Origin of the sequence: Xanthomonas sp. XNM01 (assembly GCF_014851915.1) — a bacterium.
Lineage (GTDB): Bacteria > Pseudomonadota > Gammaproteobacteria > Xanthomonadales > Xanthomonadaceae > Pseudoxanthomonas.
Map to the genome: position 1 here is coordinate 344,717 of NZ_JACVAP010000002.1, position 18,698 is coordinate 363,414.

At 67.3% G+C, this 18,698-nt stretch carries 19 protein-coding genes; 15 read left to right on the forward strand and 4 right to left on the reverse strand.

From position 1 onward, the window contains the following. The first annotated feature begins 37 nt into the window (after window positions 1-37). From IB242_RS09255 to IB242_RS09265, 3 genes are all read left to right on the forward strand, one after another. Window positions 38-481 carry a hypothetical protein gene (locus IB242_RS09255; protein WP_192278408.1) on the forward strand — a complete coding sequence of 148 codons (444 nt, stop codon included), beginning with the start codon at window positions 38-40 and terminating at the stop codon, window positions 479-481. A 417-nt stretch (window positions 482-898) separates the two neighbouring features. Then, complete coding sequence (locus IB242_RS09260) at window positions 899-1,132, forward strand: hypothetical protein (RefSeq protein ID WP_192278410.1); 234 nt, start codon at window positions 899-901, stop codon at window positions 1,130-1,132. A gap of 223 nt (window positions 1,133-1,355) precedes the next feature. Further along, entirely contained in the window at window positions 1,356-1,556 is a 201-nt protein-coding gene (locus tag IB242_RS09265) for a hypothetical protein (RefSeq protein ID WP_192278412.1), read from the forward strand. On the opposite strand, the gene IB242_RS09270 is transcribed toward IB242_RS09265, so the two are convergent. The 3 genes from IB242_RS09270 to IB242_RS09280 are packed head-to-tail and all read right to left on the reverse strand — an operon-like array spanning window position 1,532 to window position 3,578. Next, entirely contained in the window at window positions 1,532-2,155 is a 624-nt protein-coding gene (locus tag IB242_RS09270; RefSeq protein ID WP_192278414.1) for a DNA-3-methyladenine glycosylase, read from the reverse strand. The genes IB242_RS09265 and IB242_RS09270 overlap by 25 nt on opposite strands. Beyond that, window positions 2,136-2,594 carry a hypothetical protein gene (locus IB242_RS09275; RefSeq protein WP_192278416.1) on the reverse strand — a complete coding sequence of 153 codons (459 nt, stop codon included), beginning with the start codon at window positions 2,592-2,594 and terminating at the stop codon, window positions 2,136-2,138. Before IB242_RS09275 ends, IB242_RS09270 begins: the two co-directional genes overlap by 20 nt. Before the next feature lie 48 nt (window positions 2,595-2,642). After that, the gene (locus IB242_RS09280) at window positions 2,643-3,578 is read right to left on the reverse strand and encodes an SOS response-associated peptidase family protein (protein ID WP_192278418.1); all 936 of its coding nucleotides are present in this window, start codon (window positions 3,576-3,578) and stop codon (window positions 2,643-2,645) included. A 177-nt stretch (window positions 3,579-3,755) separates the two neighbouring features. Here IB242_RS09280 and IB242_RS09285 point away from each other — a divergent pair, with 177 nt between their 5' ends. The 10 genes from IB242_RS09285 to pnp all read left to right on the forward strand — a co-directional run bounded on the left by IB242_RS09285 (window position 3,756) and on the right by pnp (window position 15,398). Continuing rightward, a complete protein-coding gene (locus IB242_RS09285) occupies window positions 3,756-4,301 on the forward strand; it encodes a hypothetical protein (protein WP_192278420.1) in 546 nt (181 codons plus the stop codon). Between the two features lie 70 nt (window positions 4,302-4,371). Beyond that, window positions 4,372-5,373, forward strand: coding sequence for a hypothetical protein (locus IB242_RS09290; protein ID WP_192278422.1), 1,002 nt, complete (start codon window positions 4,372-4,374; stop codon window positions 5,371-5,373). Beyond that, a complete protein-coding gene (locus IB242_RS09295) occupies window positions 5,334-5,882 on the forward strand; it encodes a hypothetical protein (RefSeq protein ID WP_192278424.1) in 549 nt (182 codons plus the stop codon). Before IB242_RS09290 ends, IB242_RS09295 begins: the two co-directional genes overlap by 40 nt. A 379-nt stretch (window positions 5,883-6,261) precedes the next feature. Further along, window positions 6,262-6,882: a ribosome maturation factor RimP gene (gene rimP / locus IB242_RS09300; RefSeq protein WP_192278426.1), complete on the forward strand. Its 621-nt coding sequence runs from the start codon at window positions 6,262-6,264 to the stop codon at window positions 6,880-6,882. Window positions 6,883-6,886: 4 nt separating this feature from the next. Then, window positions 6,887-8,398 carry a transcription termination factor NusA gene (gene nusA, locus IB242_RS09305; protein ID WP_192278428.1) on the forward strand — a complete coding sequence of 504 codons (1,512 nt, stop codon included), beginning with the start codon at window positions 6,887-6,889 and terminating at the stop codon, window positions 8,396-8,398. Between the two features lie 95 nt (window positions 8,399-8,493). Next, window positions 8,494-11,151 carry a translation initiation factor IF-2 gene (gene infB / locus IB242_RS09310; protein ID WP_192278430.1) on the forward strand — a complete coding sequence of 886 codons (2,658 nt, stop codon included), beginning with the start codon at window positions 8,494-8,496 and terminating at the stop codon, window positions 11,149-11,151. A 138-nt stretch (window positions 11,152-11,289) separates the two neighbouring features. Further along, the gene (gene rbfA, locus IB242_RS09315; RefSeq protein ID WP_192278431.1) at window positions 11,290-11,652 is read left to right on the forward strand and encodes a 30S ribosome-binding factor RbfA; all 363 of its coding nucleotides are present in this window, start codon (window positions 11,290-11,292) and stop codon (window positions 11,650-11,652) included. A gap of 99 nt (window positions 11,653-11,751) precedes the next feature. Further along, a complete protein-coding gene (gene truB / locus IB242_RS09320; protein WP_192278433.1) occupies window positions 11,752-12,696 on the forward strand; it encodes a tRNA pseudouridine(55) synthase TruB in 945 nt (314 codons plus the stop codon). Window positions 12,697-12,852: 156 nt separating this feature from the next. Beyond that, window positions 12,853-13,113, forward strand: a complete 261-nt coding sequence (gene rpsO / locus IB242_RS09325; protein ID WP_192278435.1) for a 30S ribosomal protein S15 — start codon at window positions 12,853-12,855, stop codon at window positions 13,111-13,113. A gap of 179 nt (window positions 13,114-13,292) precedes the next feature. Further along, window positions 13,293-15,398: a polyribonucleotide nucleotidyltransferase gene (gene pnp / locus IB242_RS09330; protein ID WP_192278437.1), complete on the forward strand. Its 2,106-nt coding sequence runs from the start codon at window positions 13,293-13,295 to the stop codon at window positions 15,396-15,398. A gap of 534 nt (window positions 15,399-15,932) precedes the next feature. Here pnp and IB242_RS09335 read toward each other — a convergent pair. Beyond that, entirely contained in the window at window positions 15,933-16,676 is a 744-nt protein-coding gene (locus tag IB242_RS09335) for a helix-turn-helix domain-containing protein (protein WP_192278439.1), read from the reverse strand. 210 nt (window positions 16,677-16,886) lie between these two features. Here IB242_RS09335 and hisS point away from each other — a divergent pair, with 210 nt between their 5' ends. Both hisS and IB242_RS09345 read left to right on the forward strand, forming a co-directional pair. Beyond that, window positions 16,887-18,290 (forward strand): histidine--tRNA ligase, encoded by a 1,404-nt coding sequence (hisS, locus tag IB242_RS09340; RefSeq protein WP_192278441.1) that lies wholly within the window; start codon window positions 16,887-16,889, stop codon window positions 18,288-18,290. Continuing rightward, the gene (locus tag IB242_RS09345; protein ID WP_192278443.1) at window positions 18,287-18,598 is read left to right on the forward strand and encodes a hypothetical protein; all 312 of its coding nucleotides are present in this window, start codon (window positions 18,287-18,289) and stop codon (window positions 18,596-18,598) included. Before hisS ends, IB242_RS09345 begins: the two co-directional genes overlap by 4 nt. Window positions 18,599-18,698 lie beyond the last annotated feature (100 nt).

An 18,698-nucleotide genomic window follows, 5' to 3' on the forward strand; every position in this document is an offset into this window, starting at 1 on the left:
ATCCGCTAATCTCGGGCAAAATTCTCCATGGCCCCAGATGACGCGTCTCTTCCGAGTGATCTATGCAGGCTTGCACATCCTGTTGGGCTGCATGATGCTCGAACTGGTGCGCGGAGCTATTGCGTTCGCGTACCCCGTCACCACCCAGTTGGTTCCGGATCTCGCAAGGGGTGTGTACCTGGCGATCACTGTTTTCTGGGGAAGTTGGGGTTGGGACGTGTGCAAGAGCATCAACGACTGCGATGACCTCTTCGGCGCGCTGTTGGTCACCACGTTCCCCGGTTCCATGCTGGTCAGCATCGCGTTTGCGACGATGATCTTCTATGTCCCTTGGATGCCCAGGGCGGGAGATCAGCCGCATCTCGCCATCAATCTCGCACTCATCGGGACCGCTCTGTTTCTCATGACCTGGCATCACGCCATACGCGCGGAGCGCAGGTGCCAGGCTCCAGAGCGAGGCCAGACGACTGGCAGGGCCTGACCGCGGGGTGTCTGCATTTTCTGACGCCTCTCCACGGGCTTTTCCGACCTGGCGATGTCTGGATCGCCGATGGATGAACGTGCGCAGGCGCCCAGGATGGATGGGCCAGCAACGTGCGCGCGGCCGAAAGGCCCGGCTGATCACCCGTGCGGGCTCCTCGGCGAGCTAGAGACCATGGCTGCGAGGAGCTGCTGGCACCGCATGCGATCTGAGGTGGACCGCGCGGTTCGCTGATCTCTCAGAGAATTCCTATGCGAATGCGGGCAGAAGACCTCGCCCCGCCGCGCGGCGTGCTGTGCATAGTGGGGTCGCCAGCACCGCGCGCGCCGGCTACTGCAGCCCAGGCCCCTTTCCCGCGCGTGCCCCGCGGTCCCCCCGCGGGGCTGCTGGCGCCCATGGGCTATCAAGGAGAGATCTATGAAGGGTCGGATCGGAAAAGCGCTGGCATTCGTTGCGCTGGGGTGTGCTGTTGCGGTTGGTACGGCATCGGCGCAGATGCAGACGCCGTCGGAGCCTTGTCTGGTGGACGGGCAGGTTGGCGAGGTGCCGCTTTTCAATGGCGTCCGCTATTTCATGTGTTTCGAGGGCGAGTGGTACGTGTTCCGGCAGTGCATCGGTGCCCCCGGGCAGCAGACGTGCACTGACCTGTAACCGCAAGGCCCCGCAAGGGGCCTTTCTCGTTTCGCATGGTGGTGAAGCGGACTGGGGCTTTTCCTACACGCTGACGCGGACATCACTGATGGGGGTGTGCAACGTCGGCCTGCAGGATGCAAACGCCAGCAGCGCACGGCACCGGCCAGGATGGCCCAGGATGACGCCGCCGCGTGCCCCTCGACCAGCGCGAGGGGCCGCTGGCCACCGACACAAGGCGCCCATGTCTCATTCCGCTGCATTCGACGATGTCATCGAGCGCGTGGTCGACCGCCTGACGGAGATCGAGCAGGTGTCCGGCCGGGATGCGCGGGAGCAGCAGGCGGCGATCTTCGCGGCCTGCCTGCGGGCCGAGGCGGTGCATGCCGCAGACGCTGTCGAATCGGCGTTCCGCGACGCCTACGCCGAGCGCTTCGGCGACTGAACCCTGGAGACGTGCAGGTGCCCCGGCACATGCCAGCGCCATGGCAAGTCCGCGGCTTTGCTGATGCCAATGCGGGGGCCGACCACCGGCTCGGCCGGCGGCGGCGTGCCGTCGTCCACGATGCGCAGCCCGCGGTCGCCTGTGACGATGTCGGCGCCGTCGAACGCGCGGGTGATGCCGAAGGCCTGCGACAGGCGGCCGGGCCCGCTGGCCAGATCCCGGTCCCTGCGCGCCGCCGGCCTGGCCGCACGCATCGCCTCGATGCCGGCGACGGGCTCGGCCGCACGCAACAGCACGCCCCAGCCTTCGCCCACCGGGCCGCACACGGCGTTGGAGCCCCAGTGCATGCCGTAGGTGAAGTACACATACAGGTGACCGGCCTCCCCGAACATCGTGGCCGTGCGCGGCGTCTGGCCACGGTATGAGTGCGCCGCCGGGTCCTGGCTGCCCGCGTATGCCTCGACCTCCACGATGCGCGCAGCGCGTCCGTCGTCGCGCACGAGGAGCTTGTTCAGCAGGTCTGGCGCTACCTGGGTGGGGTGCCGCTGAAAGAATGCGCGGGGAAGCGGCAGCCAGGTGTCAGCGGTTGATGCCGGCACGCCCCACCATCTGCTGCAGTCGATCGAGGATGTAGGCCTCGTCCTCGGGCGCGGCGTCAGCGCACAGCCGGTCGGTGCGGTCTTCGAATTCGCGATAGAAGCGATCCATGTCGCGCGTCAGCGCCGGGATCTCGCCCTCGATCTGGCGGATCCGGGCGTCGATCTCGTCGCGCGTCAGGGGCTGGGTCCTCACCGCGCCGGTGAGGCAGGCCTCGCCCTCGCTTTCGCCCGGGATCAGGCCGGCCGAGGCGAGCATGCAGCTGATGCGGTCATCGACATAGGCATCGTGCTCGGCTGTCACGTGGTGGGTCAGCCGGGCGGCCTCCGCGGCAAAGGCCTCCAGCACGTCGCCCGGGTCGCACTCGTCGATCAGCTCAGGGATGCGCTGCTGCAGGCGCTGCAGTTCGGCGTCGATCGATTCGCGTGTGCGGAAGTCCATGGGCCAAGCCTCGCGCCGGGTCGGTCAACGCGACGTGCAGGTGTGCGGTTAGGCAGCGACCCGATGCTCGTAATACGGGTGCCGCTTGTCGTCGAAGATGCGGTACAACGCCGTCAGATCGGTCGGGTCCGGATTGAGCCAGACATCGACGTGCTCCGGTTTGAGGTTGATGATCGTGCGGTCGTGGCCGGCCGCAGCCACCTCCGGTTCCGGATCGTCGGTGATGGCGGCGAAGGAGAGCAGGTCCGGCTCCACGCCACGCGGGTCGGTCCAGTGCGACCAGAGGCAGGCAACCAGCATCGGTTCGCCGGTGCGCGGCTCGAACTCGAGGATCTGGTTCTCGCCGTCGACTTCGACATGCTCGTAGAACCTATCCGCGATCATGATCCCGTGCGTGTGCCCGAACTGCCCGCGCCAGAAGCCCTCCAGGTTGTCGCGCCGGGCGTTGTACGTGCCCGGGTACTGTCGGTCATAGCTGGCAGGCTTGCCGACCGGTCTGCACTGGTAGCGCATCGGCTTCACCACGCGCTGTCCGTTCTCCCAGACCATGACGGGGCAGTAGACGCCGGGGTAGACGCGGTTGTCCTCCGGCAGCATGTCGGTGCGCTTCAGGGCGTCCAGGCGCCGGCGGGCGGCCCTCCCTTTACTGGTGCCGATGCGCACGTCCTCCTGGGCCTTCTTGGTCACCTTGGTCTGCAGGGCGCGCTGGGCATCCCCGACGCGCCGGCGCAGGGCGAACAGTTCCTCCTCAAGGGCAGCGATCGCGGCCGCGTCCTGCTCGGCCAGGTTCTCGCGCAGCTCGGGCGGGCCGATCTCCTGCAGCTCCCGGATCATGGCCCGCGGCGCCTTGGCCAGCTGCTTTCGAAGCGGGTCGCGGCCCTGGTCCCACCAGAAGGTGCGGACGTAAGTGTCCAGGTCCATGACGGCCCCGGTGGTGCGCTGGAACTTCTTCCACTCGGCGTGGACTTGGGCGGAATAGCACATGCGGCGGAGCCTACTACTGGGCCGGCAGGCCGGCGTGAGGGCGGGACGGGCGCCCCGGCAACGGGTTCAGCATGGTCGGCGGCGGGCGTCGCGCCGGGTGAGATCACCGGCAGTACCCTCTGTGGCCCAGCCGTTGGCCTCTCCGCTGTGCAGCTCCGGATCGCCCATTACCACCACGTGGACGAGTTCGAGGAACTGCTCGGGCTCAAGCGCCCCGGCCCGGGCCGCACCGGCGGCAAGGCGAGCCGCTGGCGAGTGCCGCCTGGCGATTACCCGAGCGCCTATGGCCACGAGGAATGGGGCGAGGAGGGCATCTTGTCGTTGCTCTGGGACCCGAGCCGACCTGTGGTCTGGGACACCGACCTCCCCACGCACGACAACCCCGGGCGGACATGCGCGGTGCTGGCTAGCGGCGTTCTGGTGCAGGAGGAGGATCGCCAGTGGCGGTACTACGTGCCTCCGGGTGGCGACCCCATGCTGCTGGCCGGCGTGATCCGTTTCCGCGGCAAGCAGAAGACGATGTCCATCTTGGGCCGCGCTGCCGAGCGGTTCCCCGCCGTGGTCCTGTTCGAAGACGCCCGGGCATGGCTCACCGGCGGCGCCCCGACCCGGCGGCGTGCTGGCGAGCTACCGCCTGTCCAGCGCGACTGGTTCCGCAGCTGGCCGATCCGGCCGCCGGATGTGGCAGAGAGCGACGATGAGGGTGTCATCCGTCTGTGTTGACTGACTTGAGTTCAGTTAACGCCATGATGGGCAGACTCTGAGATAATTGACATCTCATTAGGGGGTGAGAATGGCAACAGAGAAGACAAGGAAGCTTCACTACAAACGAGCTACTCTGCTTTCTACAGGGCAGCCGGTGAGCTTGGAGCAGATGCTTGTGGCCGCGATGGCGGCGCGTTCCGATGTGGAGCAGCGAGAAGAGGCTGTTGGCCTAGACAGGCAGACCACTCGCGTGATTTCAGGCGTCGGCGCATCTAACAACATGCGTGTAGGGCGCCTGATGCAGTTCACCAAAGGGCAGAAGCAGCACTACCTCGAGAAGGACGCTGCGACAGGCGACTATAAGTTGGATGCGGCCGCTGTTCCTGGGGAAGATGGTGAGACCAAGCGCGAGTTCGTCGAGTCTCTGACGTTTTTCGCGGTTTCGGCTGAGCATGTGATGTACATCGCTACGCTGCATCTGGGGTCGAAGGCCTTGGAAGATCACCTGAACTGGCTCCTTCGCGAGTGTGGGCTCATTCAACCTGACGACTATTTACTGTTGGTTGATCTTCAATCCCAAGACGCAGAGCAGCGCTTGAACAGGCGGCATGTGGACAGAGTGACGATCGGCTCCGAGTTGGACTTTGAAGTGGTGGAGAAGGTGGCGACTCAGCGTCGAACTTCTGAGCGCGAGACTATTCGTGGGTATAAGAAGGTAGTGCCTGTCGGCCCTATGGCTGAGATGCTCGGGCCTATCTTCGGTGACTGGTTTGGTGATGTGCCTCTGCAACAGGCGCTAGGTAAGAATGAGCGCGTAAAGGTCACTGTCGACCTGCGTTACAGCAACCGAAAGAAGTCAGATGAGGGCTTCGTTCTGATGCAGCGGTTAGCGGTAGCTGGCCGTCATTTCGATCCAGGCGAGACGCGCATTCACCTCCACAAAGGTGGGACTCTCGCCGGATCGGACCTGAAGGTTTTCTCGGACATCAGCGTGAGAGTGTTGGACTCTGGTCTCGTAGACGAGTTCGATCTGTGGGGGAGGGTGAACGCATGGCTGCTGCAGGCAATCCGCACTGGGATAGTTCATTAATGGCCTCAGGTGTTGGCAAGAATCTCGCAGTGACTGTCGCCATCATCGTGGCGGCGGTGCTGTGCGCATCCTTGTCGACACGCTTTTTGAGCGTTGCTGAGTTGGGTGCTGTCCTGAAAGAAATGTGGATAGTTCAGGCGGTGCTTGCGACGGCCGTCGTCTCGCTGATCTATCGCCTGCAGAGTGATTTGGCGGCGGTGGGCCACCTCACTCCTCTGCAGCGCTCGCGTCTTGATGGGATGGTTCGGGTCAAGTCTAGGCGTCTTTGGGTTCTTTTTTTGGCGATCACCGTTGCTGGTGCGTTGGTCAGGATCGCAGATCCTGTGTCCAGCGAACTGCTGAAGCGGTGGCTTGTTGCGGGTGGCGCAGGGTTGATGGTGGCTACACTCCTCTACTGCTTCTACTTGCCCGGTATGTGGAACGAGTTGCGTGGTTTCGTGACCTTGCTGTCTGCCGAGAAGGCTGCCGACGATAGGCGGCGGACAGAGTTGAAGCGGCTTGGTGGTTGAGGTGGGCAGGCAGGCCGGCACTTGAAAGGGTGCCGATGTGATCTATGAGGCGCTTTGCCTCTGTCGCGCGTTCAGGTGGGCTGCTGTCGCGAGCTTGCGACAGCAGCCAGGAACCCTTAGACTTCCCAGCCTCAGCGGATAGGGATCCGGACCGGCTCAGTCAGATAGAGCCCAAATCCTGCCCCCGCTACCAAGTTTTGCGGTTCATTTCGGTGGTAGTGAAATGATTCCGCAATGCTCGGGCTCGCAGCGACGCATGTTCCCGTCGCTGCACCGATTCCAGCAATATCGGACAAGGGGCCCTGATGGGCCCTTTGCCGTTTTTGGCGGCCGGGCTTCCCGGCCGATTCCGTTTCCGCGTTCGAGCATCACGCCTTCCATGAGCGAAAAGAGTCGCGAAATCGTCGAACTGCTTGGCCCGACCGTTGCGTCGCTTGGCCTCGAGCTGCTCGGCATCGAGTATCTGCCCGCCCCGGGCGGTGCGACCGTGCGCCTGTACATCGACGTGCCGGCTGCGGGGTCCGAGCGGATGGTCACCATCGAGGACTGCGAGGCGGTCAGCCGCGAAGTGTCGGCCCAGCTGGACGTGGCCGATCCGATCTCCGGCAACTACACGCTGGAGGTCTCTTCGCCCGGCCTGGATCGCCCGCTGTTCGGGCTCGCCCATTTCGAGCGTTTCGTGGGCGAGCAGGCCAAGGTCGGCCTGAAACTGCCACAGGACGGCCGCCGTCGCCTGCAGGGCACGATCCTGCGCATCGAAGGCGATACCATCGTCTTCTCGCTGGACGGGACCGAGTTCCCGGTCGCGGCGGACAACATCGACAAGGCGCGTCTGGTCCCGGACTGGGCTGCGCTGGGCCTGGCGCCGGACAAGCGCGCGTCGGGCGGCAACAAGGCCCCCGCCAGGGGCGGTGCCGACAAGGGCCGTCAGGGCGCGGGTGCGAACGCTGGCAAGCATTCCCCAAACAAGCCGGCGACCGACGGGTCGCGTGCGGAGTAACGAGATGAGCAAGGAACTTCTGCTGGTAGTCGACGCGGTCGCCAACGAGAAGGGCGTGCCGCGCGAGGTGATCTTCGATGCGCTGGAAGCCGCGCTGGCTTCGGCCGCGAAGAAGCGCTACATCGACCAGGACGTGCTGGCGCGCGTGGCGATCGACCGCAAGGACGGCAGCTACGAGACCTTCCGTCGCTGGGAAGTCGTCGCCGACGACGTGGTCATGGAGTCGCCGGACCGCCAGATCCGCCTGATGGATGCGGTCGACGAAGCCGACGGCGTCGAGGTCGGCGACCACATCGAAGAGCAGATCGAGAACCCGGAGTTCGGGCGCATCGCCGCGCAGGCGGCCAAGCAGGTCATCGTCCAGCGTGTGCGCGAGGCCGAGCGGCAGCAGGTCGTCGATGCGTGGAAGGATCGTGTCGGCGAGCTGGTCACCGGCGTGGTCAAGCGCGCCGAGCGCGGCAACATCTACGTCGACCTGGGTGGCAACGCCGAGGCCTTCATCTCCAAGGACAAGGGCATTCCGCGTGACGTGCTGCGCACCGGCGACCGCGTCCGCGGTTACCTGGCGGAGGTCCGTTCCGAGCCGCGTGGCCCGCAGCTGTTCATCAGCCGTGGCGCCCCCGAGTTCATGATCGAGCTGTTCAAGCTCGAGGTGCCGGAAGTCGGCCAGGGTCTGGTCGAGATCAAGGCCTGCGCCCGCGATCCGGGCGACCGCGCCAAGATCGCCGTGCTCGCCCACGACACCCGGACCGACCCGATCGGCGCGTGCATCGGCATGCGCGGTTCGCGCGTGCAGGCCGTGAGCAACGAGCTCAACGGCGAGCGCGTCGACATCGTGCTGTGGAACGAGAATCCGGCCCAGTTCGTGATCAACGCGATGGCACCGGCCGAGGTCCAGTCGATCATCGTCGACGAGGACAAGCACTCCATGGACCTGGCCGTGGCCGAGGAGCGGCTCGCGCAGGCGATCGGCAAGGGTGGCCAGAACGTGCGCCTGGCCAGCCGTCTGACCGGTTGGCAGCTGAACGTGATGACCCAGGACCAGGTCGCCGCCAAGTCCGAGGCCGAGCAGGCCGTCGCCCGCCAGCTGTTCATGGACAAGCTGGAAGTGGACGAGGAGATTGCCGGCATCCTGGTCGCCGAGGGCTTTGGTTCGGTCGAGGAGATCGCCTACGTTCCGGTCGGCGAGCTGCTGTCGGTCGAGGGCTTCGACGAGGACATCGTCGAGGAACTGCGTGCCCGCGCCCGCGACGCCCTGCTGAACGAGGCGCTGGCGGTGGAGGAGGGGCTGGAGGACAGCCAGCCGGCCGCCGACCTGCTGGCCCTGGACGGGATGGACGAGGACACCGCGTTCGCCCTGGCCGCCAATGGCGTGCGCACCAGCGAGGACCTGTCCGACCTGGCCGCCGACGAGGTCATGGAGTTCGGCATCGAGGGTCTGGACGAAGCCCGTGCCGCGGCGCTGATCCTGGCCGCCCGCGCCGAGGAGATCGCCCGTCTGGAACGCGGCGAATGAGCCGGCGATGAACACCGCCCTGACCCGATCAGGGCTTAGAATCTGCGCTTCCCTTGCTCTGCGCGAGGGGGCGCCACTCAGAGCATAGGATCCGAATGTCGCAGCAAACCACCATCCGCAAGCTTGCCGAGCTGGTCAACACGCCGGTCGAGAAGCTGCTGGAGCAGCTGGCCGAGGCCGGCATGACGTTCAGTGGCCCCGACCAGGTCGTCACCAGCGCCGAGAAGCTCAAGCTGCTCGGCTTCCTCAAGCGTTCGCACGGCAAGGCCGAGGCGCCCGCCGAAGAGATCGCCGCACCGAAGAAGATCACCCTGGCCCGACGCAAGGTCCAGGAGCTGACCGTCGGTGGTGGTCGCACCAAGACCACGGTCAACGTCGAGGTCCGGCAGAAGCGCACCTTCGTCAGCGGTGACGGCGCCGGTTCGTCGCGCCCGATGAGCGAGGACGAGGAGCGCGCCGACGCGCTGCGCAAGCTCGAGGAATCGCGCCAGCGCAACCTGGCCGAGCAGCAGGCGCTGGCCGAACAGGACCGCGCGCGCGCCGAAGAGAACGAGCGTCGCCGCCAGGCCGAGGAAACCGAGCGCCAGCGCATCGAGGCCGAGCGCAACGCCGCGGCGGCCGCGGTCACCGAGGCGGCGGCTCCCGTGGCAGGCAAGGCCGACGCGGACGAAGCGCCGCGTCCGACCAAGACCGTGCACCACGCGCCCAAGCCCCCGGCCCGGGTCGAGGACAACCGCGGCGGCGCCGCGGCCAAGCACAAGACGCGCGGTTCGCACGCGATGGTTTCCGGTGTCGAGGACGACGATGCGGCCAGCCGCTTCGCCGGCCAGCTGCACCTGTCGGCCGCCGACCGTGCCCGCCGCACCAGCGCGCGTCCGGGTGGCAACACCCGTCCGGGCGGTCGCCCGGGCATGCGTCCGCAGCGGCGTCAGGACGTGCGCTCCAGCGGCAACAACGGCGGCGTCGGCGGTTTCGAGCGCCCGACCGCACCGGTGGTGCGCGAAGTGGCGATCGGCGACACGATCACCGTGGCCGACCTGGCGCAGAAGCTCGCGCTGAAGGGCGGCGACGTGGTCAAGGCCATGTTCAAGATGGGCGTGATGGCCACCATCACCCAGACCATCGACCACGACACCGCGGCGCTGGTGACCGAGGAGCTCGGCCACAAGGTCGTGCGCGCAGGCGCCGACGATGCCGAGAGCGAGCTGCTGGCGCATGTCGAACAGCCCGATGGCGACCAGACCGCGCGTCCGCCGGTGGTCACCATCATGGGCCACGTCGACCACGGCAAGACCTCGCTGCTGGACTACATCCGCCGCACCAAGGTGGCCACCGGTGAAGCCGGCGGCATCACCCAGCACATCGGTGCGTACCACGTGGAAACGCCGAAGGGCGTGATCAGTTTCCTGGATACCCCGGGCCACGCCGCCTTCACCTCGATGCGCGCCCGCGGCGCCAAGCTGACCGACATCGTGGTGCTGGTGGTCGCGGCCGACGACGGCGTCATGCCGCAGACCAAGGAAGCGATCCAGCATGCGAAGGCGGCCGGCGTGCCGCTGATCGTGGCGATTAACAAGATCGACAAGTCCGATGCCGACCCGATGCGGGTCAAGAACGAGCTGCTGACCGAGCAGGTCGTGGCCGAGGACTTCGGCGGCGACACGCAGATGGTCGAGCTGTCGGCCAAGACCGGCATGGGCGTGGACGACCTGCTGGATTCGATCTCGCTGCAGGCCGAAGTGCTCGAGCTCAAGGCCGTGCCGACCGGTCGCGCCAGCGGCGTGGTCATCGAATCGGCGCTGGACAAGGGCCGTGGCCCGGTCGCGACGGTGCTGGTGCAGCAGGGCAGCCTGAAGAAGGGCGACTACCTGGTGTGCGGCGTGCAGTACGGCCGCGTGCGTGCGCTGTTCGACGAGACCGGTGGGCAGCCCGAATCGGCCGGCCCGTCGATCCCGGTGCAGGTGCTCGGCCTGTCGGGCGTGCCCGACGCCGGCGACGACTTCGTGGTGGTCAAGGACGAGCGCCTGGCCAAGGACGTGGCGCAGCAGCGCGACGCCAAGCGCCGCGAGTCGCGCCTGGTCCAGTCCGCGGGCAGCCGCATGGAAGACATCATGGCCCAGCTCGGCAAGGGCGACGGCCAGCTCAGCCTGAACCTGATCGTCAAGGCCGACGTGCAGGGTTCGGTCGAGGCGCTGCGCCACTCGCTGGTCGCGCTGTCCAACCAGGACATCCGGATCAACATCATCAGCTCCGGCGTGGGCGGCATCACCGAGTCCGATGCGAACTCGGCGGTGACCTCCAAGGCCACGGTGATCGGCTTCAACGTGCGTGCCGATGCTTCGGCCCGCCGGATCATCGAAGCCAACGGCGTCGACCTGCGCTACTTCTCGATCATCTATGACGTGATCGACCAGGTGAAGCAGGTGGCCTCGGGTCTGCTGGGTGTGGAGATCCGCGAGGAGATCATCGGTATCGCCCAGGTCCGCGACGTGTTCCGCAGCTCGAAGTTCGGCGCTGTCGCGGGCTGCATGATCGTGGAAGGCGTGGTGAAGCGGAACAAGCCGATCCGCGTGCTGCGCGACAACACCGTGATCTTCGAGGGCGAGCTGGAATCGCTGCGCCGCTTCAAGGAGAACGTCGAGGAAGTGCGCAACGGCACCGAGTGCGGTATCGGCGTGAAGGCCTACGACGACGTCAAGGCCGGCGACCAGATCGAGTGCTTCGAGCGCATCGAGGTCCAGCGCACGCTGTAATCCGTCCTGCCGCCGGCTCCGGCCGGTACAGGCACCAAGACAGGACGGCCCTTGCGGCCGTCCTGTCGTTTCACGCCCACGCCGTCGTGGCGCGCTACCGTTCCATCGGTCCGGCACGGGCCGGCAAGGAGTTCCACCATGCCCACCAAGTCCTTCCATCGCACCGACCGCGTTTCGGCCCAGCTGCGTCGCGAAGTCGGCACCCTGGTCCACGAAGCCGTGCGCGAGCATGGTCTGCCGTCGTCCAGCGTGTCCGACGTCGAGGTCAGCCGCGATCTGGCGCATGCCAAGGTCTTCGTCACCGCCCTGATGCCCGAGCGCTCGGCCGAAGCGGTCAAGGGACTGAAGGCGATCGCCTACCAGCTGCGGATGGAACTGGCGCGCCGGGTCAAGATGCGCCACGTGCCCGAACTGCATTTCCATTACGACGATTCGGTCGACCGTGGCGAGCGCATCGATGCGCTGCTGCGCGAAAACCCGCCGACCGCCGGCGAGGACTGATCCGGCCGTCCATCGGTTGTCCGGTTCGCGGGATGCGCCATGGCGATGGTTCGCCGGTGGTGTACACCCTGGATCCGGCACGTCCGGCCGCTCCTGCGCATGAACCAGAAAAGAAACGCGTTCCGTCGCCTCGACGGCATCCTGCTGCTGGACAAGCCGTCGGGCATGAGTTCGAACGCCGCGCTCCAGCTCGCGCGCCGGCTGTTCCGGGCCGAGAAGGGCGGCCACACCGGCAGCCTCGATCCGCTCGCCACCGGCCTGCTGCCGCTGTGCTTCGGCGAGGCCACCAAGATCGCCGGCCTGCTGCTGGGCTCGGACAAGGCCTATGAGGCCGGCATCGTGCTGGGCACGACCACCGATACCGACGATGCGGACGGCCAGGTGCTGCAGCAGCGGCCTGTGCCGGAGCTGGACGAAGCCCGCCTCCGTGAGGCGCTGGCCGGATTCACCGGCCGGATCCGCCAGCAGGCCCCGATCTATTCGGCGCTCAAGCAGGGCGGGGAACCGCTGTATGCCAGGGCCCGCCGCGGCGAGGCCATCGAGGCGCCGGTGCGCGAGGTCGAGATCCGCGCGATCGAACTGCTGGCCCACGACGGCGCGCGCATCGACCTGCGGGTGACCTGCGGCAGTGGCACCTACATCCGCAGCCTGGCCCGCGACCTGGGTGAGGTGCTGGGCTGCGGTGCGCATATCGCCAGTCTGCGCCGGCTCTGGGTCGAGCCGTTCAGGTCGCCGCGGATGTGGACCTTGGAAGCGCTGCAGGCCATGGCCGGGACCGACCCGGCCGGGCTCGAGGCCTGCCTGCTGCCGCTGGCGGCGGGCCTGGCCGATTTTCCGGCCGTCGTCCTGGAGGCGCCGGAGGCGGCCCGCCTGGCGCAGGGCCAGCGGCTTCGCGGCCCGTGGCCGGCCGCCGAACCGGTGGCGGTGTTCGACGGGCAGGGCCGTCCGCTGGGCCTGGCCTCGGTCGACGCCGACGGCCGGCTGTCGCCGCAGCGGCTGTTCCAGCCCCCGGCCGATCCCGCTCCACGGGAGGCGGCGCCGTAAGACCTTGTTGGGCAAGGCGTCCAGCGGGTACAATTCGCGCGCCTTTTTCAGGCGTTCCTTTCCGCTCCCGGTTCACGCGGGCGGCCATCAGCAAGCGGCGGGTCAGGCGGTGCGCCTCGTGCGTTCCTGCAGGCCTCGCATCAAAGAGAAAACATCATGTCGATCGACACCCAGAAGATCATCCAGGACAACGCCCGCGGCGCCAACGACACCGGCTCGCCGGAAGTCCAGGTCGCCCTGCTCACCGGCCGCATCGAGCAGCTGACCGAGCACTTCAAGGCCCACAAGAAGGACCACCACAGCCGTCGTGGTCTGCTGCAGCTGGTCAACCGCCGCCGCAGCCTGCTGGACTATCTGAAGAAGAAGGACAACGGTCGCTACAAGGCCCTGATCGAAAAGCTCGGCCTGCGTCGCTGATCCACCCCCGCCGCGGCGCAGAGATGCGCCGCGGTTTGCTTTTCGGCACCGTGAAAACGTGATGCCGGTCGGGCCAGGTCCCGGCAGTACCACAGCAGCGGCCGGGACCACCGGCCACCCGCATGCGGCAAGGGCCGCATCCGGTCAATTCGCCAAGCAGCAGCCCCCAAGGAATCCACGTGGCAAAAATCACCAAAACCTTCCAGTACGGCAAGCACACCGTCACGCTTGAGACCGGCGAGATCGCCCGTCAGGCCGGCGGTGCCGTCATCGTCAAGATGGACGACACCGTACTGCTGGTCTCCGCCGTCGCCGCCAAGAGCGCGCGCGAGGGCCAGGACTTCTTCCCGCTGACGGTCGACTACCAGGAGAAGTTCTACGCCGGCGGCCGCATCCCGGGTGGTTTCTTCAAGCGTGAAGGCCGTGCGACCGAGAAGGAGACGCTGATCTCCCGCCTGATCGACCGTCCGATCCGTCCTCTGTTCCCGGAGGACTACAAGAACGAAGTGCAGATCATCGCCACGGTGATGTCGCTGAACCCGGACATCGACGGCGACATCGCCGCCCTGATCGGCGCCTCGGCCGCGCTGTCGCTGGCCGGCACCCCGTTCAAGGGCCCGATCGGCGCCGCCAAGGTCGGCTACAAGAACGGCGAGTACATCCTGAACCCGACCGTGTCGGAGCTGAAGGAGTCGCAGCTCGAGCTGGTCGTCGCCGGTACCGCCAACGCGGTGCTGATGGTCGAGTCCGAAGCCGCGCTGCTGTCGGAAGACGTGATGCTGGGCGCCGTGACCTTCGGTCACCGCGAGATGCAGAAGGTCATCAACGCGATCAACGAGCTGGTCGTCGAAGCCGGCACCAAGCCGTCGGCCTGGGTCGCCCCGGCCAAGAACGAGGCGCTGATCGGCGCGCTGAAGGAAGCGGTCGGCGGCAAGCTGGTCGAGGCCTTCCAGGTGCGCGACAAGCTGCAGCGCCGCGACGCCATCTCGGCGATCAAGAAGGACGTCACCGAATCCCTGGCCGGCCGCGTCGCCGCCGAAGGCTGGAACCCGGCCGAGCTGTCGAAGGAATTCGGCGAGCTCGAATACAGCACCATGCGCAACTCGGTGCTGGACACCAAGGTCCGCATCGACGGCCGTGCGCTGGACACCGTCCGCCCGATCGCCGTGAAGACCGGCGTGCTGCCGCGCGTGCACGGTTCCTCGCTGTTCACCCGTGGCGAGACCCAGGCGATCGTCGCGATCACCCTGGGCACCGCGCGCGACGGCCAGATCATCGATGCCGTCTCGGGCGAGTACAAGGAAAATTTCCTGTTCCATTACAACTTCCCGCCCTACTCGGTCGGTGAGTGCGGCCGCATGATGGGCCCGAAGCGTCGCGAGATCGGCCACGGCCGTCTGGCCAAGCGCGGCGTGCTCGCCGTGATGCCGACCATCGAGGAATTCCCGTACACCATCCGCGTCGTCTCGGAAATCACCGAGTCGAACGGTTCCTCGTCGATGGCCTCGGTCTGCGGTTCCTCGCTGGCCCTGATGGATGCCGGCGTGCCGGTGAAGGCGCCGGTCGCGGGCATCGCGATGGGCCTGGTGAAGGAAGACGACCGCTTCGTCGTGCTGTCCGACATCCTGGGTGATGAAGATCACCTGGGCGACATGGACTTCAAGGTGGCCGGTACGTCCGAGGGCATCTCCGCCCTGCAGATGGACATCAAGATCGAAGGCATCACCGAAGAGATCATGAAGCAGGCGCTGCAGCAGGCGAAGGCCGGCCGTCTGCACATCCTCGGCGAGATGGCCAACGGCCTGACCGCGCCGCGTTCGGAGCTGTCCGAGTACGCGCCGCGTCTGCTGACCATCAAGATCCACCCGGACAAGATCCGCGAAGTGATCGGTAAGGGCGGCGCCACGATCCAGGGCATCACCAAGGAAACCGGCACCCAGATCGACATCCAGGACGACGGCACCATCGTCATCGCCTCGGTCAACAATGCCGCTGCGCAGGCCGCCAAGGCCCGCATCGAGCAGATCACCTCGGACGTCGAGCCGGGCCGCATCTACGAAGGCAAGGTCGCCAAGATCATGGACTTCGGTGCGTTCGTCACCATCCTGCCGGGCAAGGACGGCCTGGTCCACGTCTCGCAGATCTCCAGCGAGCGCGTGGAGAAGGTCAGCGACAAGCTGAAGGAAGGCGACGTGGTCAAGGTCAAGGTGCTGGAAGTCGACAAGCAGGGCCGCATCCGCCTGTCGATCAAGGCCGTGGAAGAAGGCGAGGGCGCCGCCGGCTGAGCCGCGGTCCCACGCATCCGATCCAGGAAAAGCGGGCTTCGGCCCGCTTTTTCTTTGCGCGGGATTCGTAGCGGACGTGGCGGCTGCCCGGGAGCCTTCCTCTGTCTCCCGCGATCGACGGGCGCACGTGCTTTTTCGTGCGTCAGGCGATCACGTCGCCGGCTGTTTGCCGGCGCAGCGTATGTGGGTGAGCCGGCGTGCGGTGCCGGAGGGGCGGGGGCATGCGGCGATGCGCCGGTGCCGTCCGGGTGGACGCAATGCCGCGTGGGCGGCTCGCCAGACGCCCCGGCGTCCCCGCCGCGCGGGCGGACCGTCCACGCGTGGCATCAGGCATGCGGCGGTATCGGATCGGTGTGATCCGACGAGCATCGAGGCGCATGCAGTCGACGCCGAGTCGTCATCGCAGGGTTCCAGGCTGAAACCCCCATCGGCGCAGGGCCCTGGCGAGACTTGGCGCCGGCATGCCGGCGTCGTGTTTCCCTGTCGATGTCGGCGTCGATGGCGTGGGCCGGGCGCGCAGCGGCCCGGCGCGACTCAACCGGCGTTGAGTGCTTCCAGGCCGGCCTCGTCGAGGATCTCGACCTGGTAGGTTTCGGGCAGGGAAATCAGCCCCTTGCTGCGCAGTGCGGTCAGGCTGCGGCTGACGGTTTCCACGGTCAGGCCAAGATGATCGGCGATGTCGGCGCGCGGCATCGGCAGGGTCACGATGGCGCTCTGGTGGCCGGCGCGGGTCTGCTGCGCGGCCAGCTTCAGGATGAAATCGGCCAGGCGCTCGGTCGGGTTCATCCGTGCCAGCGACATCATCTGCTCGCGGGCGGCGTCGAGTTCCACGCAGGCGCGTTCGAGCAGCTTGCGTTGCAGGTGCGGATACTGGCTGCCGAGCCGCTGCATCGAATCCAGGCTGAACTTGCAGACCTGGGTCTCGCCCAGCGACTCGATGTCGTGCTGGTAATGGTCGTTGCCGCTCAGGCCGACGTAGTCGCCCGGCAGCGCGAAGCCCGCCACCTGGCGGCGCCCGTCGGGCATCAGCCGCACCAGGCGCAGGGCGCCGCGGGTGACGGTGTAGGCGTGGCGCCGGGTGTCGCCCTGGCGGGCCAGGATCGTGCCCGCCTGCAGGACCTGGGTGCTGGCCGCGGCGTCGAGCGCGCGCATCTCATCCTTGGACAGCGCCGAGCAGATCGCCAGATGACGGACCTGACAGTGCAGGCACTGGCCGAGGATGCTGGCTTCCTCGGGCGTGGGCGTCAGGCAGGGATTGTCCAGCGGGGGCCAGGACATGCGTCGGGCTCGCATGGGTCGGGGGCACCATGATACCGGGATGCGGCGGCGCTGGCCCTCGGGCACTTTGTCACATGCCGATTGCCTGCTGCCCGGCGCTGCCCGGTTGCGAGGCCGCCGCCGCCCGCCGCGCTGCGTCGTGCTATCCGTGGCCGGAGCGTGGGCCTAGAATTGCGCATCGCGTAACCGAAGCACCGCAGGAGCCTTCGCTTGATCAAGCCCCGTACCCCCGCCGGCACCATGGAGCTGCTCCCGCGCGAGCAGATCGCGTTCCAGCGCATGCTCGACGTGATCCGCCGCAACTACGAGCGCTTCGGCTTCCTGCCGGTGGAAACGCCGGTGTTCGAGCTGTCCGACGTGCTGCTGACCAAGTCCGGCGGCGAGACCGAGCGCCAGGTCTACTTCGTGCAGTCCACCGGCGCGCTGGCCAATGCCGCCGAATCCGGCGATACCGGCCTGCCGGAACTGGCCCTGCGCTTCGACCTGACCGTGCCGCTGGCCCGCTACGTGGCCGAGCACGAGCACGAGCTGAGCTTCCCGTTCCGCCGTTACCAGATGCAGCGCGTGTACCGCGGCGAGCGCGCCCAGCGCGGCCGCTTCCGCGAGTTCTACCAGTGCGACATCGACGTGATCGGCAAGGATGCGCTCAGCATCCGCTACGACGCCGAAGTGCTGGCGGTGATCCACGCGGTGTTCTCCGAACTGGGCATCGGCGACTTCGCCGTGCAGCTCAACAACCGCAAGCTGATGCGCGGCTTCTTCGAGGCCCAGGGCGTGGCCGACCCGCAGCAGCAGGCACTGGTCCTGCGCGAGGTCGACAAGCTCGACAAGCGTGGCGCCGACTACGTGCGCGAGACGCTGACCGGTCCCGAGTTCGGCCTGCCGGCCGACGCGGTGCAGCGGATCCTGGCCTTCGTCGAAGTGCGTTCCAGCTCGCATGCCGATGCGCTGGCGCAGATCGAACGCGTGCTGGCCGACGCGGGCGAGGGCGCCAGCGCGTCGCTGCGCGCCGGTGCGGCCGAACTGCGCGAGGTGCTGGAGCTGGTGCGTGCGCTGGGCGTGCCCGAGAGCGCCTACCGGCTGAACTTCTCGATCGCCCGCGGCCTGGATTACTACACCGGCACCGTCTACGAGACCACGCTGACCGGACATCCGCAGATCGGCTCGATCTGTTCGGGCGGCCGCTACGAGGACCTGGCCAGCCACTACACCAAGTCGAAGCTGCCGGGCGTAGGCATCTCGATCGGCCTGAGCCGGCTGTTCTGGCAGCTGCGCGAGGCCAATCTGATCGACGGCATCGCCGCCAGCAGCGTGCAGGCGATGGTGGCGTTGATGGACGAGGGGCAGTTGCCCGAGGCGCTGGACATCGCCAGCCGCCTGCGCGCCGGCGGCATCAACACCGAAGTGCAGATGGAGCCACGCAAGGTCGGCAAGCAGTTCCAGTACGCCGCCCGCGCCGGCATCCGCTTCGTGGTGCTGGCCGGTGAGGACGAGCTCGCCCGTGGCGTGGTCGCGGTCAAGGACCTGGTCCGCGAGCAGCAGTTCGAGGTCGCCCGCGACGAGCTGGCCAGCACGCTGCAGGTGGAACTGGAGCAGGCCCGGGTCATGGCATGAGCGTGCCGCGCGCGGCACTGGGCGTGGCGCTGGTCGCGGTGTTGGCCGGCTGCACCAGCGACGCCAGCGTCAAGGCCAAGCGCCTCGGCCCGGGCCACTACCGGATGGTGGCCGACCGCTGCATGGGGATCGACCAACGGCAGCTGGAGGACGATCTGGCGAGCGAAGCCGCGCGGCGCTGTCCGCAGGGTGCAGGGCCGCTGGAAGCGATGCTGCCGGTCGGCAGCCGCAAGGGCAGCCTGCTCGGCGAATGCCTGCATGGCCGCGCATTGCAGGCCGAGGTGCGCTGCCACTCCGCAGCCCGCTGAACCGTCCCGACACCCCGCTGAACTGTCCCGACACCCGCCGCCAGGCGGGTGTCTTCGTCTGGGCCCCCGATCGCGGCGGGCCGTGCGGGCGATCTCTGCA